Raw genomic sequence first — 16,542 nt, forward strand, 5'->3', positions numbered from 1 at the left:
TCATTATCATGGAAGTTCGTATGTCTGGTTCTGTTACCGTGACACGCGCCATTGCCGTGCCCGGATTGTTGTTATTACTGATTATCGCGACGGCATTAAGCCTGCTCATTGGGGCAAAATCACTCCCCGTCTCCGTGGTGCTGGAGTCCCTCTCCGGTACCTGCCAGAGCGCCGATTGCACCATCGTGCTCGACGCGCGACTGCCGCGTACCCTTGCCGGTTTACTGGCAGGCGGCGCGCTTGGCCTTGCCGGGGCGTTAATGCAAACTCTCACCCGAAACCCACTTGCCGATCCTGGTTTGCTTGGCGTAAACGCCGGTGCCAGCTTTGCCATTGTGCTGGGCGCGGCGCTGTTTGGTTACTCTTCCGCCCAAGAACAACTGGCGATGGCCTTCGCCGGGGCGCTGGTGGCCTCGTTGATTGTTGCCTTTACCGGCAGCCAGGGCGGCGGCCAGTTAAGTCCGGTGCGTTTAACCCTGGCGGGCGTGGCGCTGGCAGCGGTGCTGGAAGGGCTGACCAGCGGCATCGCCCTGCTTAATCCTGACGTCTACGATCAGCTACGTTTCTGGCAAGCCGGTTCGCTGGACATTCGTAATCTCCACACCTTAAAAGTGGTGCTGATCCCGGTATTGATAGCCGGAGCAACCGCGCTATTACTGAGCCGCGCACTGAACAGTTTGAGCCTCGGCAGCGACACGGCGACGGCGCTGGGCAGTCGCGTGGCACGGACGCAGTTAATTGGCCTGCTGGCGATTACCGTGCTTTGCGGTAGTGCGACGGCGGTGGTTGGGCCAATTGCCTTTATTGGTCTGATGATGCCGCACATGGCGCGCTGGCTGGTGGGTGCCGATCATCGCTGGTCGCTGCCCGTTACGCTACTCGCTACCCCTGCCCTGCTGCTGTTTGCCGACATCATCGGACGTGTGATTGTTCCCGGTGAGTTGCGCGTTTCCGTGGTCAGCGCCTTTATTGGCGCGCCGGTGTTGATCTTCCTCGTGCGACGTAAAACGCGAGGTGGCGCATGATTTACGTCTCTCGCCGATTAATCATCACCTGTTTGCTGCTAATTACCACCTGTGTGGTTGCAGGTATCTGGGGATTACGCAGTGGTGCCGTCACGCTGGAAATCTCGCAGGTATTCGCCGCACTGATGGGTGACGCGCCGCGCAGTATGACGATGGTGGTCACCGAATGGCGTTTACCGCGCGTGCTGATGGCGCTGTTAATTGGCGCGGCGCTGGGCGTCAGCGGCGCGATTTTTCAGTCGCTGATGCGTAACCCACTCGGCAGTCCTGACGTAATGGGCTTTAACACAGGAGCGTGGAGCGGCGTGCTGGTGGCGATGGTGCTGTTTGGTCAGGACCTGACGGCTATCGCCCTGGCAGCAATGGCGGGCGGTATTGTCACTTCTCTACTGGTCTGGCTGCTCGCCTGGCGCAACGGTATCGACACTTTTCGTCTGATTATTATCGGTATCGGCGTTCGCGCCATGCTGGTGGCTTTTAATACCTGGCTGTTGCTGAAAGCGTCCTTAGAAACGGCACTAACGGCGGGTTTGTGGAATGCCGGTTCACTTAATGGCCTGACGTGGGCGAAAACCTGGCCTTCCGCACCAATCATTGTGCTGATGTTAATCGGCGCGGCGCTGCTGGTACGGCGGATGCGCTTGCTGGAGATGGGCGATGACACCGCCTGCGCGCTGGGCGTCAGCGTTGAACGCTCGCGTCTGTTAATGATGCTGGTGGCGGTGGTGCTTACTGCCGCTGCTACTGCCCTTGCCGGGCCGATTTCTTTTATTGCATTGGTCGCGCCGCATATTGCCCGACGCATTAGCGGCACCGCTCGCTGGGGGCTGACCCAGGCGGCGCTGTGTGGCGCGCTGTTACTGCTGGCAGCCGATCTGTGCGCCCAACAACTGTTTATGCCGTATCAACTTCCGGTTGGCGTCGTTACCGTCAGCCTCGGCGGTATTTACCTTATCGTCTTGTTAATTCAGGAGTCTCGCAAAAAATGACCGAATCAGTAGCCCGTTTGCGCGGCGAACAGTTAACCCTGGGCTATGGCAAATATACCGTTGCGGAAAATCTGACCGTGGAGATCCCTGACGGTCATTTCACGGCGATTATCGGGCCAAACGGCTGCGGAAAATCAACATTACTGCGCACGTTAAGCCGCTTGATGACGCCTGCTCACGGGCATGTCTGGCTGGATGGCGAACAGATTCAGCGTTTCGCCAGTAAAGAGGTCGCACGCCGAATTGGTCTGCTGGCGCAAAATGCTACCACGCCCGGTGATATCACCGTTCAGGAACTGGTAGCGCGTGGGCGTTATCCACATCAACCGCTGTTTACCCGCTGGCGGAAAGAAGATGAAGAGGCAGTCACAAAAGCGATGCAGGCCACCGGAATTACCCATCTGGCGGATCAAAGCGTGGATACCCTCTCCGGTGGGCAACGACAACGAGCATGGATTGCAATGGTGCTGGCCCAGGAAACAGCGATTATGCTGCTCGACGAACCCACAACCTGGCTGGATATCAGTCATCAGATTGATTTACTGGAGTTGTTAAGCGAGCTGAATCGTGAGAAAGGCTATACCCTGGCGGCGGTACTGCACGATCTCAATCAGGCATGTCGTTACGCCAGTCATTTGATTGCGCTGCGGGAAGGAAAAATTGTCGCTCAGGGAGCGCCAAAAGAAATTGTCACTGCCGAACTGATTGAACGCATTTACGGTCTGCGCTGCATGATAATTGACGATCCGGTAGCCGGAACGCCGCTCGTGGTGCCGCTCGGACGAACGGCACCTTCAACCGAGAAAATTTAAACTAACCGGCCGTCCATCTCTATCATGGCATCCCGTTTTCTGGATGCCATCGCATAATGTAAAAGCACGCCACCGCAGGCAACTATGCCACCCATTAAGGCAGAAAGAATCACGATAATCGCCTTACCCGGACCATCCTTTTTAACCGGTAATGACGGGCTTAATTGATATTTAAACGGAGTAAATTTAATGTCATCGACATTTGCTTTTGTTAATTTCTCAACAAGATATTGACGATTACGCAACTCACCATTCAATTCCGCAACATCCGTGACTGACTTTTCAATCTCCAGCTTACGCGCTATACCGTCAGCACCGAGCGAAATAGAAAAATCAGGGTCATCTTTAACGGCCTGGCCATTGCTGTATACGGGCTTTTTTATTCCAGCAGCATTCGCAATATCCAGTGAATAATTGAGGCGCTGAATATCAGCATCAAGTTGGTTTTTTGTTTTAATGCGATCCTGGGCCAGTTTTTCTTTTTCAAACTGGGTCTTAAGTTCCAGTTTATTGCGCACATTTTCTATCGACTCTTTAACCACCAGAGCAGAGATGTAATCGATATAACCTGCCAATACTGTCTGCGCCTCTTCACGGTTTGGCGCGGTGAAACTTAACGTCCAGGAGGTATATAACGCGGACGGCTCATTTTTCTTACTGCCGTTGTCATCAACCGCTTTCATCTTCTCGCTCAATGTGACAATAGCCCGATGTAACTCCTGTTCATCAATTTTCGCCTCTTTTAATTGGTCCATCACATAAGGTGATGAGCGCAGGTACTCTTCCAGCAAGCTAATTGACTGAAATTTCTTGATAAACAGATTAAATACATCGTCACGTCCAATATTCACGTCAAGATCCAACACCCGCAGTTTGGTGAAGGTTTTCTCCAGGTCTTGCCACTGAACAGCCTCAGCGGGCGTGATAGCTGCCGAGCTGGTCCACTTTTGCGGCAGGATGAAAGACACCAGTAATCCGATGCAGGCAAAGACAAAAGCCACCGCTATTATCCGCGTTTTTGCGTACCACAAAACTTCGATAAGTTTAAGTAAATCAATTTCATTATTGCTGGGCGGCGCCAGATGATAATCGGGAAAATGAGAATCGCTTCCCTGCTTAATATTCAGTGATGACATGTAGTTGAACCTGAGATTTTAGTCCATAAAAGCACAACGTTGTATATAACATTCTAACAGTATCTGAGAATTATCCGAAAGAACTCTTTCACTATTATTATCCAAAAATGAATAACAAACTCAGCAATCCCAGCAATGGTGCAGCTCTCAGAGAAATAAATAATTTTTAAGAATAAAAAAACCATAATCATTTAGTCGGATTATGGTTTTGCATGAGGTTATAGCAAATTCGTTACTAACGTACGGTTAGTTATTAATCAGCGTATTTATTAATGGTCCTATTTCTTTAAAATAATCCGGAGAAATAATATCCACATGCGCGCAATCCTGGCGATAAATATCCAGCTCTGCTATCCACGGCGACCAGGCGCGTTCGGGGCTCATACCTTCCTGAAGTGTACGCTCCGCAACAAACAGCGTAGCTTTGCCATCAAACGGTTCACTATGGGCGGTGGTTAATAGCCGCACTGCATCGGCATAATTGCCTTCAATGGTGGTAAACAGCTCTGTCGACGCCGTTCCCTGCTGGGCTGCCATGAAGGCTTCGCGTTCGCGGTTAATCTCCGCCAGCACTTCCGGGTCCAGACCGTTAGCTTCTTTTTCCTGCCAGTTTTGCGTTTCTGGCGGCCAGGTATCCAGCAAACCAAGAAATGCCACCTGTTCGCCACGGGCACGCAGTCGCGCCGCGATGCCCTGTGCCAGCGTACCACCCAGCGAATAACCCAGCAGGTAATAAGGACCGTGCGGTTGTTGTGCCAGCAACGTTGCCAGATGCGCTTCGCAGACTTCATCCAGGTTCGTCGCCGTCTGCATGGGGCCATTGGGGCGCGGCGACTGAATGCCGATAATCGACCATTGTGGTTCGAGATAACGCGAGAGCACACTAAACTGCCAGGCAAAACCGGACGCCGGATGGAAACAGAACAGCGTCGGACCAGAACCTTCACGCAGCGGAATAACTGTTTCAAATCCCAGATGCCGGGCGTTTTCTTCTTCACCATCAATAATCGTTGCGAGTTTGGCGACGGTTGACGCGACCATCACCTGCCCCGGAGTCACCTGACGGGCAAACTGTCGACTAAGTTGTGCCGCAAGTTTCATTGCCAGTAGAGAATGACCACCAAGCGCGAAGAAATCAGCGTCGGCATCCTGCACGTCACAACCCAGCAATGACGAGAACGCCGCGGCGATAATCGTTTCACTGCCCGCTTTCAGCGCACGACCTGGCGTTTGTGCTTTCAACTCCGGCAACGGTAAGGCTTTTCGATCCAGTTTGCCATTAGCGCTTAGTGGCAATTGCGATAGTTGCAGCAGAACGACGGGAACCATATGTGGCGGCAATGTTTCGCGCAGTTGCGCCTGCAATGCGGTTAAATCCAGCGGCAGGCCTGATTGCGACACCAGATAGCCCACCAGTTGACGCGCGTCGCCGCCGGTTGCTGTCGCCTGGTTAATGACACAAGCATGAGTAACAGCCTGCTCGACATCCGGCAGCGCCTGCATCACGCGATCGATTTCGCCCAGTTCAATTCGCTGACCACGAATTTTTAGCTGATCGTCACTGCGCCCGAGATACTCCACCGCGCCGTTATCCAGCCAGCGGGCAACGTCTCCAGTACGGTACATCCGTTCACCAGGGGCAAAAGGATCGGCAATAAAGCGGCTGGCGGTCAGATCGGGTCGTCCAAGATAACCCTGCGCCAGTTGAATACCGGTGAGATAGAGATCTCCCGCCACACCCGGCGGCACCGGATGCATCATCGCATCAAGAATACGCAGACCCGTATTCCACACCGGATAACCAATCGGCACGCTGCTGCCGCGCACCTGTGCCAGTTCCTCGCCAAAAGCCGGATACCAGCTGACATCCACCGCCGCTTCCGTTGGGCCATACAGATTATGTAGCGGCGCACCGGTTAACTGTTGCCATTCGCGGCATAAATCGGCCGGTAAGGCTTCACCACTACAGAACACCTGTTTCAGCGTCGCACAACTTTGGCGAGCGCTTTCCGGCGTCAGCGAAGCAACAAACGCCGCCAGCATCGAGGGAACAAAGTGCGTGGTCGTTACGCCATATTCAGCAAAGAACTGCTGCATAGCGAGCGGATCGCGGTGCGCTTCCGGCTCGGCCATCACCAGCTTCGCCCCAGCAATAAACGGCCAGAAAAACTCCCACACCGAGACATCAAAACTGCACGGCGTTTTTTGGGCGACAACATCTTCGCCCGTGAGCGGGTAATGGTTTTGCATCCATAACAGACGGTTAGCGATAGCCTTCTGACCGACCATCACCCCTTTCGGCCTGCCGGTGGAACCGGAGGTGAAAATGATATAAGCCGTGTGGTGCGGCTGCGAAAGTTGCAGCGGCGCACTGCCCTGTGGGGTAAGCGGGGCGTTATAGCAAAAGCTGGTTAAATTGGGGACATCGCTAAAGCGTGGCAGTTGATCGTCGGTGGTGATTAACAGCGACGGGCGCGCATCTTCCAACATCATTTTCAGGCGCTCGTCCGGATACCCCGTATCCAGCGGTAACCAGGCCGCGCCTGCTTCAACTATCGCATGTAGCGCCAGGGTCAAAAAGACCGAACGCGGTAGCGCCACCGCCACACTGTCTCCCGGTTTGACGCCTCGCTCACGCAGCAGATTTGCCAGCGCCAGCACCTGCTCACGCATTTCCCGATAGCTGAACTGGTAATGCGCATCTGCCAGTGCCGGAGCATCCGGTGTTTTTGCCGCCTGTTGTGCCACCAGCGTGCTCAACGTAGTTTCAGGGATTTCTACCTGGGTGGTGTTGATCTGCGCCAGCCGCGCATATTCATCTGGCAGCATAATATCGACATCGCCACACAACAGCGCCGGATCCGCGGCGAACTGCGCTATCAGCATTTTCAGGCGTTCGGCGTGCTGGATTAACGTTGGCTCATCGTAACGCTCTTTATTGGCGAGGATCTCAATACTCAAACCACCATGTTCATCCGGGAAAAGCGCCAGTTCAAGGTCATTAACCGGACCGGTCGCCAGAGTGTGGGTTTTGGCCTGTACACCAGGAATATCCAGTTGATAATCAAATACCTTGATATTGAGTACCGGACCGAACAGCGGTTCCTCTCCTGCCGCTCGCCCGCTGTCACGGACAATTTGTTCGGCGTCGTAACGTTGATGGCGGCGCATTTTTTTCAACTGATCAGCCAGTCGTGCTGCCAGTTGCGGCAATGTTTCTTGCGCTTCAATGTGAATACCCAACGGTAAAACGTTGAGCACGGGTCCGGTAGCCGTCAGCGCTGCCGAGCCCAGTCGACGCATGAAGATAAATCCGGCGGCGTAGTCCATGCGATTGCACAATCGCCCCAGCCACAATGATGCCAGCGCAAGAGCTAAGTCGGTACGCTGTACGGTCGGCAGTTGTGTAGCCAGCTGGCGGAAATCCCCGTCGGTAAATTCCAGTTTCAGGCGCAGAATATCTGCCGTGGCGCTGCGCCCCAGTAAAGGCGAAGGAGAAAGTGACGCGGGCGGCGGCAGTTGACGGCGTTGTTCCGCCCAGAAAGCCGCATCACGCTGCCAGGCTTCGCTTTCGCGGTATTGCTGGTACTCTTCCACTACGTCAGCGAAAGGCGTAAACGGCGAAACAGGCGTTGGTTCGCCACGCAGCCATGTACAGTAAATGTTGGCTGTGTGGCGGGTAATGGCCGGAAAACTGAAGCCATCAACCAGCAAATGGTGGTAACGCTGATACCAGTACCAACGGTTATCCGCTATCTGAATGAGCCGATGAAAGACCAACGCTTTACCGCTATCGACGCGCAGATCTTGTTGTAAATCTGCCTGCATTAATGCCAGCGCGGTACCGTGAGGATCAATGTTAGTACGCAGGTCGATAATTTCTGGCTGTTCGAACGTCAGCGCATCGTCGACCCATTGCCAGACTTCGCCGTTATCTTCTATAAAACGCATCCGCAGAGTGTCCGCTTGCGCTAATCCGGCAACCACAGCCTGGGCCAGCAGCGGTGCATCAATATCTCCGGTTAACTCAACGTAATGGGCCACGCTCCAGGCGGAGGGTAAATCCGACAGTTTTTCAGCCATCCAGATGCCGGGTTGTGCGGCGACCAAAGGTAAATGCTGGCTCATTGCGCCTCCTGCTGCTGGGTATAATTCGCGGGTGTCAGAGTACGCCAGTGGGCTTCCAGCCACTGCTGGCAGGACTCCTGTAACTGCGGCTGACACACAACGTCCCAGCCTGCCGGTAACGCGCACTGCTGCGGCCACAGACTGAATTGCCCCTGCGCATTGCGCAAAATGTAAAACGCTCCCTGCGGATCATCGAAGGGATTACTGAATGCCATATTCAACTCCTGTCATGGAAAAGCGGTTGCCAGAGGTCGATTAGCCCCTGCATCAAACCACCGCGCCAACAAAGCGCATCATGTCCGCCGTCAACCTGACGCCAGAAAATGGATTCTTTTATAGGGTGTAATTGCGCGTATAGCGCCTGATTGGCCCGCATAATCAGCGGCTCGCGAACTCCTGCTTCAAGCACAATGCGCAGACCTTCGGCGCTAACTTCACCTGCTTTAAGCTGTTCAAGTAACACGCCCTCTTGCTGCCCGCCCCGATGCGGCCACCAGTATGATCCTGACTGGCTTAATACACAGCCAAAGCGTTCCGGCCAGTGCAGTCCGGCATACAGTGCGGAAAGGCCGCCAAAACTTTGCCCGGCAACAATGGTGCTTTTCGGGCTGTCGCTGAAAGGAGTGATAGCTTTCACCTGGGGTAATAACTCTTGCTGAACTGCCAACCAGAAATCAGCATTACACGGCAATTCATGGGCGCGGTGCGTAGTATCGATGGCGTCAATCAATACATATACCGCAGGAGGAAGTTGTTGACGGCGGGTTAGCGAAGTCAGCGCAGGCCAGACGGGCATACTTTGCGCCCAAAATTCGCCATCAAGCAAAATAGCTAACGGACGCTCCTCGACTAGCGCATTACCAGTGGTAAAAATCCATACACGACGGGAATTTCCCAACCGTTCACTTTTCCAGGTAATTTCTGTGGCACCGCTATCGGGCGTTTGCGGACAATCCCAACCAGGTTGTATTGGCGCTTGCGGCATTTCAAGAGCAGAAACCGCGTGCCCTCGCCCTCCTTTCCAGCTTTGCGGATTCAACGGATCGGCTATCGCCTGGGGTAATAGTTTTTGCCAGCCTTCACGTAATTCGAGGCGATCAGGTGATGGTGTAGAAAAAACGTCGTCACGTTCGGTGGGAGTAAAACAGTAGCTGCCGCGCCAGTTGGCATTGAGTTGTGTCGTCCACTGCCAGACATCAGTGCCAACTATTCGCTGCATCGACCGGGGCTGGCTGTTCTGATGGTGATCGGTCACGCCAGTGATGTAAACCCATACGCGCTTTATCGTCGAGTACTCTTCAGAACCTTGTGGATCACGCCACCAAAAAGTGACCTGATACATTTCATCATTCAGACGCTGCAATTCCGGGCCATGTTTCGACTGCCACCAGCTCTCACTTCCCACTTTTAACACCGCCACACCATAACCCCATGTTTATTGTGTAATTTTTTATTAATTACAGAAATATATTGATAATATTATTGATAACTATTTGCATTTGCAATAGCGTAATGGCGCGCCGTGGGAAGCGCGGACATTTATTAACCAACTGCACTGCGTGTCTTTCAGGATCAAAGGTTTTCGCAGTAGCGGGCAACGTCATGCTGATGACGACTATGCCCGACAGTTGCAATTCGTGGCAAAAATGCAGGAATAAAACAATGAACAAGAAGATTCATTCCCTGGCCTTGTTGGTCAATCTGGGGATTTATGGGGTAGCGCAGGCACAAGAGCCAACCGATCCCCCTGTTTCACATGACGATACCATTGTCGTTACCGCCGCCGAGCAGAACTTGCAGGCCCCCGGCGTTTCGACCATCACCGCAGATGAAATCCGCAAAAACCCGGTTGCCCGCGATGTATCGGAGATAATCCGTACCATGCCTGGCGTTAACCTGACTGGCAACTCCACCAGTGGTCAGCGCGGCAACAACCGCCAGATTGATATTCGCGGCATGGGGCCGGAAAACACGTTGATTTTGATTGACGGTAAGCCTGTCAGCAGCCGTAACTCGGTACGTCAGGGCTGGCGCGGCGAGCGCGATACCCGTGGTGATACCTCCTGGGTGCCGCCGGAGATGATCGAACGTATTGAAGTCCTGCGTGGCCCGGCAGCGGCCCGTTATGGCAACGGCGCGGCGGGCGGTGTGGTTAACATCATCACCAAAAAAGGCAGCGGTGAGTGGCACGGCTCCTGGGATGCGTATTTCAATGCGCCCGAACATAAAGAAGAAGGTTCTACCAAACGCACTAACTTTAGCCTCACCGGCCCGCTGGGTGATGAATTCAGCTTCCGTTTGTATGGCAACCTCGACAAAACCCAGGCCGATGCGTGGAACATAAACCAGGGGCATCAGTCTGCACGCGCCGGTACATATGCGGATACGCTGCCAGCCGGACGCGAAGGGGTGATCAACAAGGATATTAATGGCGTAGTTCGCTGGGACTTCGCGCCTCTGCAATCACTTGAACTGGAAGCGGGCTACAGCCGCCAGGGTAACCTGTATGCGGGTGATACCCAAAACACCAACTCCGATTCCTATACTCGCTCGAAATATGGCGATGAAACCAACCGCTTGTATCGCCAGAACTACTCGCTGACCTGGAACGGCGGCTGGGATAACGGCGTGACCACCAGCAACTGGGTACAGTACGAACACACGCGAAACTCGCGTATTCCGGAAGGTCTGGCGGGCGGCACCGAAGGGAAATTTAACGAAAAAGCGACGCAGGATTTCGTCGATATCGATCTTGATGACGTCATGCTACACAGCGAAGTCAACCTGCCGATTGATTTCCTCGTTAACCAGACGCTGACACTGGGTACGGAGTGGAACCAGCAGCGAATGAAGGATTTAAGTTCCAACACCCAGGCGCTGACCGGGACGAACACCGGCGGTGCTATTGTTGGTGTGAATGCCACCGACCGTAGCCCGTATTCAAAAGCGGAAATTTTCTCGCTGTTTGCCGAAAACAACATGGAGCTGACTGACAGCACCATCGTGACACCGGGGCTACGTTTCGATCATCACAGCATTGTTGGCGATAACTGGAGCCCGGCGCTTAACATTTCGCAAGGGTTAGGCGATGACTTCACGCTGAAAATGGGCATCGCCCGTGCCTATAAAGCGCCGAGCCTGTACCAGACTAACCCGAACTATATTCTCTACAGTAAAGGCCAGGGCTGCTATGCCAGTGCGGGCGGTTGCTATCTGCAGGGTAACGATGACCTGAAAGCGGAAACCAGTATCAACAAAGAGATTGGTCTGGAGTTCAAACGCGACGGCTGGCTGGCGGGTGTGACCTGGTTCCGCAACGATTATCGCAACAAGATTGAAGCGGACTATGTGGCTGTAGGACAAAACGCAGTCGGCACCGATCTCTATCAGTGGGATAACGTACCGAAAGCGGTGGTTGAAGGTCTGGAAGGATCGTTAAACGTACCGGTTAGCGAAACAGTGATGTGGACCAACAACATCACCTATATGCTGAAGAGTGAAAACAAAACCACGGGCGACCGTTTGTCGATCATCCCGGAATATACGTTGAACTCAACGTTGAGCTGGCAGGCGCGGGAAGATTTGTCGATGCAAACGACCTTCACCTGGTACGGCAAGCAGCAGCCGAAGAAGTACAACTACAAAGGCCAGCCAGCGGTTGGGCCGGAAACCAAAGAAATTAGTCCGTACAGCATTGTTGGCCTGAGCGCGACCTGGGATGTGACCAAGAACGTCAGTCTTACTGGCGGCGTGGACAACCTGTTCGACAAACGTTTGTGGCGTGCAGGTAATGCCCAGACCACGGGTGATTTGGCTGGAGCCAACTATATCGCGGGTGCCGGGGCGTATACCTATAATGAACCGGGACGTACGTGGTATATGAGCGTTAATACTCACTTCTGATGCTAACGTCAGATTGTTGACAAAGTGCGCGTCGTTCATGCCGGATGCGGCGTGAACGCCTTATCCGGCCTACAAAGTCTTGCCAATTCAATATATTGCAGAACCACGTAGGCCTGATAAGCGTAGCGCATCAGGCAGTTTTGCGTTTGTCATCAGTCTCTAATATGGTCGACATGCAAACTACACATACCTCCCTCCCCTTTGCCGGACATACGCTGCATTTCGTTGAGTTTGATCCGGCGAGTTTTCGCGAACAGGATTTACTCTGGCTACCGCATTACGCACAACTGCAACATGCCGGGCGTAAGCGCAAAGCCGAACATTTAGCCGGAAGGGTTGCGGCTGTTCATGCCTTGCGGGAATATGGCTATAAATGTGTACCCACAATCGGCGAGCTACGCCAACCTGTGTGGCCTACGGGGTTATATGGCAGTATCAGCCACTGCCAGAATACGGCATTAGCCGTAGTATCTCGTCAACCAATTGGCGTTGATATCGAAGAAATTTTTTCTGCGCAAACAGCGGAAGAACTGACAGACAACATCATTGCCCCCACAGAACGCGAGCCTCTTGCAGGCTGCGATTTACCCCTTTCTGTAGCGCTGACACTGGCATTCTCCGCCAAAGAGAGTGCATTTAAAGCTAGCAAGATACAGACCACGCCTGGTTTTCTGGATTATCAGATAATTAGCTGGAGTAAACAGCGGATCATCATTCGTCGAGAGGATGAGCAGTTTGCTGTGCACTGGCAGATTAAAGAAAAGAGAGTCATAACGCTGTGCCAACACGATTAACTGATAACACCTGGTGCGATTCGCCCGCAGCCATCACTGACTGCGGGCGAAAGTGTAAAGCAGGTGCCTTACCACCCTGACCTGACAACCGGATATGCGGGGATTACTCCCCGCACAACGGCTACTTCTTCGGTTCGTAAGCGAGAACAGCCTTAAACTCAATATTACGTTCCTTTACGGTGAACTCACACAACGAGTCTCCGACCAGAAGCGTAAATCCCAGCACCGTTAAACACAGTACTATGACTGCCACAAGGGCATATTTCGTCAGCATGTTTATATTGCCTCCATGCGAAGAAGGGACTACCATCCAAATTGTTCGGGTTGGGAGTGGCAGCCCCAGGGTTGATAGAAATATCTCCCGGGGCTTCATCTTTCCAGACCTCAGAGTTTACCTGAAACCGGAAAGCTTCAGGCACCCGCAGTTATCTTACCCTTCCTTAGCAAAATGGCTGTTTATTTATACAGTTAATCCTGTTTCGGACTTCTGTCGACAAAACTCATCATTGCTCTTAAAACGAAATCGCCCGTAGCCATTGCTGACCACGGGCGAAAGTATAAAACAGGTGCCTTACCACCCTGACCTGACAACTGGATATGCGGGGATTACTCCCCGCACAACGGCTACTTCTTCGGTTCGTAAGCGAGAACAGCCTTAAACTCAATATTACGTTCCTTCACCGTAAACTCACACAGCGAGTCGCGGACCAGAAGCGTAAATCCCAGCGCCGTTAAACACAGCACTATGACTGCCACAAGGGCATATTTCGTCAGCATGTTTATATTGCCTCCATGCGAAGAAGGGACTACCATCCAAATTGTCTGGTTTGGAGTGGCAGCCCCAGGGTTGATAGAAATATCTCCCGGGGCTTCATCTTTCCAGACCTCAGAGTAAACCTGAAACCGGAAAGCTTCAGGCACCCGCAGTTATCTTACCCTTCCTTAGCAAAATAGCTGTTTATTTATACAGTAAATCCTGTTTCGGACTTTCCGTTATTCATTATCCGATCCGCAACTGGGCCAGGCTTTTTTTCTGCCTCCCCTGCTCGTCAAAATTCTCCTCCGCCAGCCAACTCTGCAACACCTTGTCACATTGCGGCCATTCGCTATCAATAATCGATAACCAGTCGCTGTCACGGTTGCGCCCTTTGCGCACAATTTTCTGCCGGAAACGACCTTCAAAAACAAAACCTAAACGTTCAGCGGCGCGGCGTGATGCCTGGTTAAGAGAATCACATTTCCATTCCACGCGACGATAGCCATGCGTAAAGGCACATTGCAACAGTAACCAAATCGCTTCAGTACCGAGCACACTATTTTTCATACTCGGCGACCAGGTAACATGGCCGATTTCAACCGAACCATGTTCGCGTTCGATTGCCATAAAACAGACCAGCCCAACGGCCCGCGCTGAACGATTATCAACCACTGCAAATGGCACCAGTGAAAGGTCATTCACTTTGCCAGCAACCCATGACTCGGTAGCTGCAACACTTGCCGGACGACTGCTGGCAAGCCACGTCCAGTCACGCTCGTCTGGCGCCTGAGCATATGCATCAAACAAATCGCCAGCATGACGTTGCGCGTCCAGTGGCTCCAGTCGACACCATTGTCCTTCCAGTAAACAACGCGGTAAAACCGCCGCGCCCTGCCAGTCCGCTAGCGCATCGCCTACCGTCTGTCCATATTGATTAATTTCCGGCACGACCTTCCCCTTTTGCTGATGTTTTAAACTGTTATATCAGTTCGCAACCACAATCAGATAGAAACATTCCAGAACTTCCGCATCTCAGCCAGCCACTCCCACTTCTATACTGAATAGAACATACCAACATAAGAGAAACCTATGCCATTACCCGACTTTCATGTTTCTGAACCCTTTACTCTCGGTATTGAACTGGAAATGCAGGTGGTTAATCCGCCGGGATATGATTTAAGCCAGGACTCTTCAACACTGATTGACGCGGTTAAAAGTAAGATCACTGCCGGGGAAGTGAAGCACGATATCACCGAAAGTATGCTGGAACTGGCGACTGGCGTTTGTCGTGATATCAACCAGGCTGCCGGACAATTTTCAGCGATGCAGAAAGTTGTATTGCAGGCAGCCGCAGACCATCATCTGGAAATTTGCGGCGGTGGCACGCACCCGTTTCAGAAATGGCAGCGTCAGGAGGTATGCGACAACGAGCGTTATCAACGAACGCTGGAAAACTTTGGCTATCTCATTCAGCAGGCGACGGTTTTTGGTCAACACGTGCACGTTGGCTGCGCCAGTGGCGATGATGCTATTTATTTGCTGCACGGCCTATCGCGGTTTGTACCGCACTTTATCGCCCTTTCCGCCGCGTCGCCGTATATGCAAGGAACGGATACACGCTTTGCCTCCTCAAGACCGAATATTTTTTCCGCCTTTCCCGATAATGGCCCAATGCCGTGGGTCAGTAACTGGCAGCAATTTGAAGCCCTGTTTCGCTGCCTGAGTTACACCACGATGATCGACAGCATTAAAGATCTACACTGGGATATTCGCCCCAGTCCCCATTTTGGCACGGTGGAGGTCCGGGTGATGGATACTCCGTTAACTCTTAGCCATGCGGTAAATATGGCGGGATTGATTCAGGTTACCGCCCAGTGGTTACTGACGGAACGCCCGTTCAAACATCAGGAGAAAGATTACCTGCTGTATAAATTCAACCGTTTCCAGGCCTGCCGCTATGGGCTGGAAGGCGTCATTACCGATCCGCACACTGGCGATAGTCGGCCACTAACGGAAGACACCTTGCGTTTACTGGAAAAAATCGCCCCTTCCGCACATAAAATTGGCGCATCGAGCGCGATTGAAGCACTGCACCGCCAGGTTGCCAGCGGTCTGAATGAAGCACAGTTGATGCGCGATTTCGTCGCCGATGGTGGCTCGCTGATTGGGCTGGTGAAAAAGCATTGTGAGATCTGGACCGGAGACTAAGCCGGGAATTGCCTTACAGAAGAATATCCCTGACAATGGTGTTTTAACTTACATTTAACAATGTTATGAAACACCCTTTAGAAACCTTGACCACCGCAGCAGGCATTTTGCTGATGGCTTTTCTCTCCTGCCTGCTGCTGCCCGCCCCCGCACTGGGGCTGACGCTGGCACAAAAACTGGTGACCACGTTCCATCTGATGGATCTGAGTCAGCTTTACACTTTATTGTTTTGCCTGTGGTTTTTAGTGCTGGGCGCTATTGAGTATTTTGTTCTTAGATTTATCTGGCGACGCTGGTTCTCTCTGGCGGATTAAACGTCGATTATCGCCGTACTTCGCGGCATACTTTGCTTATTCTCCTTCGCCTAAAGGAACGTTTATGGATAAGCAATCACTGCACGAAACGGCGAAACGCCTGGCCCTTGAGCTACCTTTTGTCGAACTTTGCTGGCCGTTCGGCCCGGAGTTTGATGTGTTTAAAATTGGCGGCAAGATTTTTATGCTGTCGTCGGAGCTGCGCGGCATCCCTTTTATCAATTTGAAGTCCGATCCACAAAAATCCCTGTTAAATCAGCAGATATACCCGAGCATTAAGCCTGGATATCACATGAATAAAAAGCACTGGATTTCGGTCTATCCCGGTGAGGAAATCGCCGAAGCGTTACTTCGCGATCTGATCAACGATTCATGGAATCTGGTGGTTGATGGTCTGGCCAAACGCGATCAAAAAAGAGTGCGTCCTGGCTAAAACGAAAATCTATAGAGCATTTTTCTCGCTTACCATTTTACTT

15 protein-coding genes and 1 pseudogene are annotated in these 16,542 nt (G+C 52.6%); 9 read left to right on the forward strand and 7 right to left on the reverse strand.

Annotation, left to right across the window (positions count from 1 at the left end; all coding sequences use genetic code 11):
- Nucleotides 1–20 precede the first annotated feature (20 nt).
- From fepD to fepC, 3 genes are read left to right on the forward strand one after another with little or no spacing between them, the layout of a single operon-like run.
- The gene (gene fepD, locus A9180_RS12050) at nt 21–1,025 is read left to right on the forward strand and encodes a Fe(3+)-siderophore ABC transporter permease (RefSeq protein WP_064529000.1); all 1,005 of its coding nucleotides are present in this window, start codon (nt 21–23) and stop codon (nt 1,023–1,025) included.
- Nucleotides 1,022–2,014, forward strand: a complete 993-nt coding sequence (fepG, locus tag A9180_RS12055) for an iron-enterobactin ABC transporter permease (protein ID WP_064529001.1) — start codon at nt 1,022–1,024, stop codon at nt 2,012–2,014. The genes fepD and fepG overlap by 4 nt, the downstream gene beginning before the upstream one ends.
- Nucleotides 2,011–2,826 carry an iron-enterobactin ABC transporter ATP-binding protein gene (fepC, locus tag A9180_RS12060; protein WP_064529002.1) on the forward strand — a complete coding sequence of 272 codons (816 nt, stop codon included), beginning with the start codon at nt 2,011–2,013 and terminating at the stop codon, nt 2,824–2,826. The genes fepG and fepC overlap by 4 nt, the downstream gene beginning before the upstream one ends.
- On the opposite strand, the gene wzz(fepE) is transcribed toward fepC, so the two are convergent.
- The 4 genes from wzz(fepE) to fes form a co-directional block, all read right to left on the reverse strand.
- Nucleotides 2,823–3,962 carry an LPS O-antigen length regulator Wzz(fepE) gene (gene wzz(fepE), locus A9180_RS12065; RefSeq protein WP_064529003.1) on the reverse strand — a complete coding sequence of 380 codons (1,140 nt, stop codon included), beginning with the start codon at nt 3,960–3,962 and terminating at the stop codon, nt 2,823–2,825. The two genes, fepC and wzz(fepE), sit on opposite strands and share 4 nt — an antisense overlap.
- Before the next feature lie 246 nt (nt 3,963–4,208).
- Nucleotides 4,209–8,090: an enterobactin non-ribosomal peptide synthetase EntF gene (gene entF / locus A9180_RS12070; RefSeq protein WP_064529004.1), complete on the reverse strand. Its 3,882-nt coding sequence runs from the start codon at nt 8,088–8,090 to the stop codon at nt 4,209–4,211.
- On the reverse strand, nt 8,087–8,305 hold the full coding sequence (locus A9180_RS12075) for an MbtH family protein (protein ID WP_064529005.1): 219 nt from the start codon (nt 8,303–8,305) through the stop codon (nt 8,087–8,089). The genes entF and A9180_RS12075 overlap by 4 nt, the downstream gene beginning before the upstream one ends.
- 2 nt (nt 8,306–8,307) lie before the next feature.
- Entirely contained in the window at nt 8,308–9,510 is a 1,203-nt protein-coding gene (gene fes, locus A9180_RS12080; RefSeq protein WP_064529006.1) for an enterochelin esterase, read from the reverse strand.
- Between the two features lie 242 nt (nt 9,511–9,752).
- Here fes and fepA point away from each other — a divergent pair, with 242 nt between their 5' ends.
- Nucleotides 9,753–11,993, forward strand: a complete 2,241-nt coding sequence (fepA, locus tag A9180_RS12085; RefSeq protein ID WP_064529007.1) for a siderophore enterobactin receptor FepA — start codon at nt 9,753–9,755, stop codon at nt 11,991–11,993.
- 173 nt (nt 11,994–12,166) lie between these two features.
- The gene (gene entD / locus A9180_RS12090) at nt 12,167–12,787 is read left to right on the forward strand and encodes an enterobactin synthase subunit EntD (protein WP_077883523.1); all 621 of its coding nucleotides are present in this window, start codon (nt 12,167–12,169) and stop codon (nt 12,785–12,787) included.
- A gap of 121 nt (nt 12,788–12,908) precedes the next feature.
- Here the strand turns inward: entD and hokE (A9180_RS12095) are convergent, their stop codons facing one another.
- Both hokE (A9180_RS12095) and hokE (A9180_RS12100) read right to left on the reverse strand, forming a co-directional pair.
- On the reverse strand, nt 12,909–13,061 hold the full coding sequence (gene hokE / locus A9180_RS12095; protein ID WP_000956465.1) for a type I toxin-antitoxin system toxin HokE: 153 nt from the start codon (nt 13,059–13,061) through the stop codon (nt 12,909–12,911).
- A gap of 350 nt (nt 13,062–13,411) precedes the next feature.
- Nucleotides 13,412–13,564, reverse strand: coding sequence for a type I toxin-antitoxin system toxin HokE (gene hokE, locus A9180_RS12100; protein ID WP_064529094.1), 153 nt, complete (start codon nt 13,562–13,564; stop codon nt 13,412–13,414).
- Between hokE (A9180_RS12100) and A9180_RS24930 the strand changes: the two are divergent.
- A pseudogene (locus A9180_RS24930) lies at nt 13,533–13,788 on the forward strand (hypothetical protein); the annotation flags it as partial. The gene hokE (A9180_RS12100) and the pseudogene A9180_RS24930 sit on opposite strands and share 32 nt — an antisense overlap.
- Here the strand turns inward: A9180_RS24930 and A9180_RS12105 are convergent.
- Nucleotides 13,788–14,492, reverse strand: coding sequence for a GNAT family N-acetyltransferase (locus tag A9180_RS12105; RefSeq protein ID WP_064529009.1), 705 nt, complete (start codon nt 14,490–14,492; stop codon nt 13,788–13,790). The pseudogene A9180_RS24930 and the gene A9180_RS12105 sit on opposite strands and share 1 nt — an antisense overlap.
- 141 nt (nt 14,493–14,633) lie before the next feature.
- Here A9180_RS12105 and A9180_RS12115 point away from each other — a divergent pair, with 141 nt between their 5' ends.
- From A9180_RS12115 to A9180_RS12125, 3 genes are all read left to right on the forward strand, one after another.
- Nucleotides 14,634–15,752 carry a YbdK family carboxylate-amine ligase gene (locus A9180_RS12115; RefSeq protein ID WP_064529010.1) on the forward strand — a complete coding sequence of 373 codons (1,119 nt, stop codon included), beginning with the start codon at nt 14,634–14,636 and terminating at the stop codon, nt 15,750–15,752.
- A gap of 65 nt (nt 15,753–15,817) precedes the next feature.
- Nucleotides 15,818–16,066: a DUF1158 domain-containing protein gene (locus A9180_RS12120; RefSeq protein WP_000682524.1), complete on the forward strand. Its 249-nt coding sequence runs from the start codon at nt 15,818–15,820 to the stop codon at nt 16,064–16,066.
- Between the two features lie 64 nt (nt 16,067–16,130).
- Nucleotides 16,131–16,499, forward strand: a complete 369-nt coding sequence (locus A9180_RS12125; RefSeq protein WP_064529011.1) for an MmcQ/YjbR family DNA-binding protein — start codon at nt 16,131–16,133, stop codon at nt 16,497–16,499.
- The last annotated feature ends 43 nt before the right edge of the window (nt 16,500–16,542 follow it).

Origin of the sequence: Escherichia sp. B1147 (assembly GCF_001660175.1) — a bacterium.
GTDB lineage: Bacteria > Pseudomonadota > Gammaproteobacteria > Enterobacterales > Enterobacteriaceae > Escherichia > Escherichia whittamii.

Coding starts and splice junctions, on each gene's coding strand:
- fepC (WP_064529002.1), top strand. CDS start 2,011: ATGACCGAATCAGTAGCCCGTTTGCGCGGCGAACAGTTAACCCTGGGC.
- A9180_RS12075 (WP_064529005.1), bottom strand. CDS start 8,305: ATGGCATTCAGTAATCCCTTCGATGATCCGCAGGGAGCGTTTTACATT.
- entF (WP_064529004.1), bottom strand. CDS start 8,090: ATGAGCCAGCATTTACCTTTGGTCGCCGCACAACCCGGCATCTGGATG.
- hokE (WP_000956465.1), bottom strand. CDS start 13,061: ATGCTGACGAAATATGCCCTTGTGGCAGTCATAGTACTGTGTTTAACG.
- A9180_RS12115 (WP_064529010.1), top strand. CDS start 14,634: ATGCCATTACCCGACTTTCATGTTTCTGAACCCTTTACTCTCGGTATT.
- fepD (WP_064529000.1), top strand. CDS start 21: ATGTCTGGTTCTGTTACCGTGACACGCGCCATTGCCGTGCCCGGATTG.
- A9180_RS12120 (WP_000682524.1), top strand. CDS start 15,818: ATGAAACACCCTTTAGAAACCTTGACCACCGCAGCAGGCATTTTGCTG.
- fepA (WP_064529007.1), top strand. CDS start 9,753: ATGAACAAGAAGATTCATTCCCTGGCCTTGTTGGTCAATCTGGGGATT.
- hokE (WP_064529094.1), bottom strand. CDS start 13,564: ATGCTGACGAAATATGCCCTTGTGGCAGTCATAGTGCTGTGTTTAACG.
- A9180_RS12125 (WP_064529011.1), top strand. CDS start 16,131: ATGGATAAGCAATCACTGCACGAAACGGCGAAACGCCTGGCCCTTGAG.
- entD (WP_077883523.1), top strand. CDS start 12,167: ATGCAAACTACACATACCTCCCTCCCCTTTGCCGGACATACGCTGCAT.
- fepG (WP_064529001.1), top strand. CDS start 1,022: ATGATTTACGTCTCTCGCCGATTAATCATCACCTGTTTGCTGCTAATT.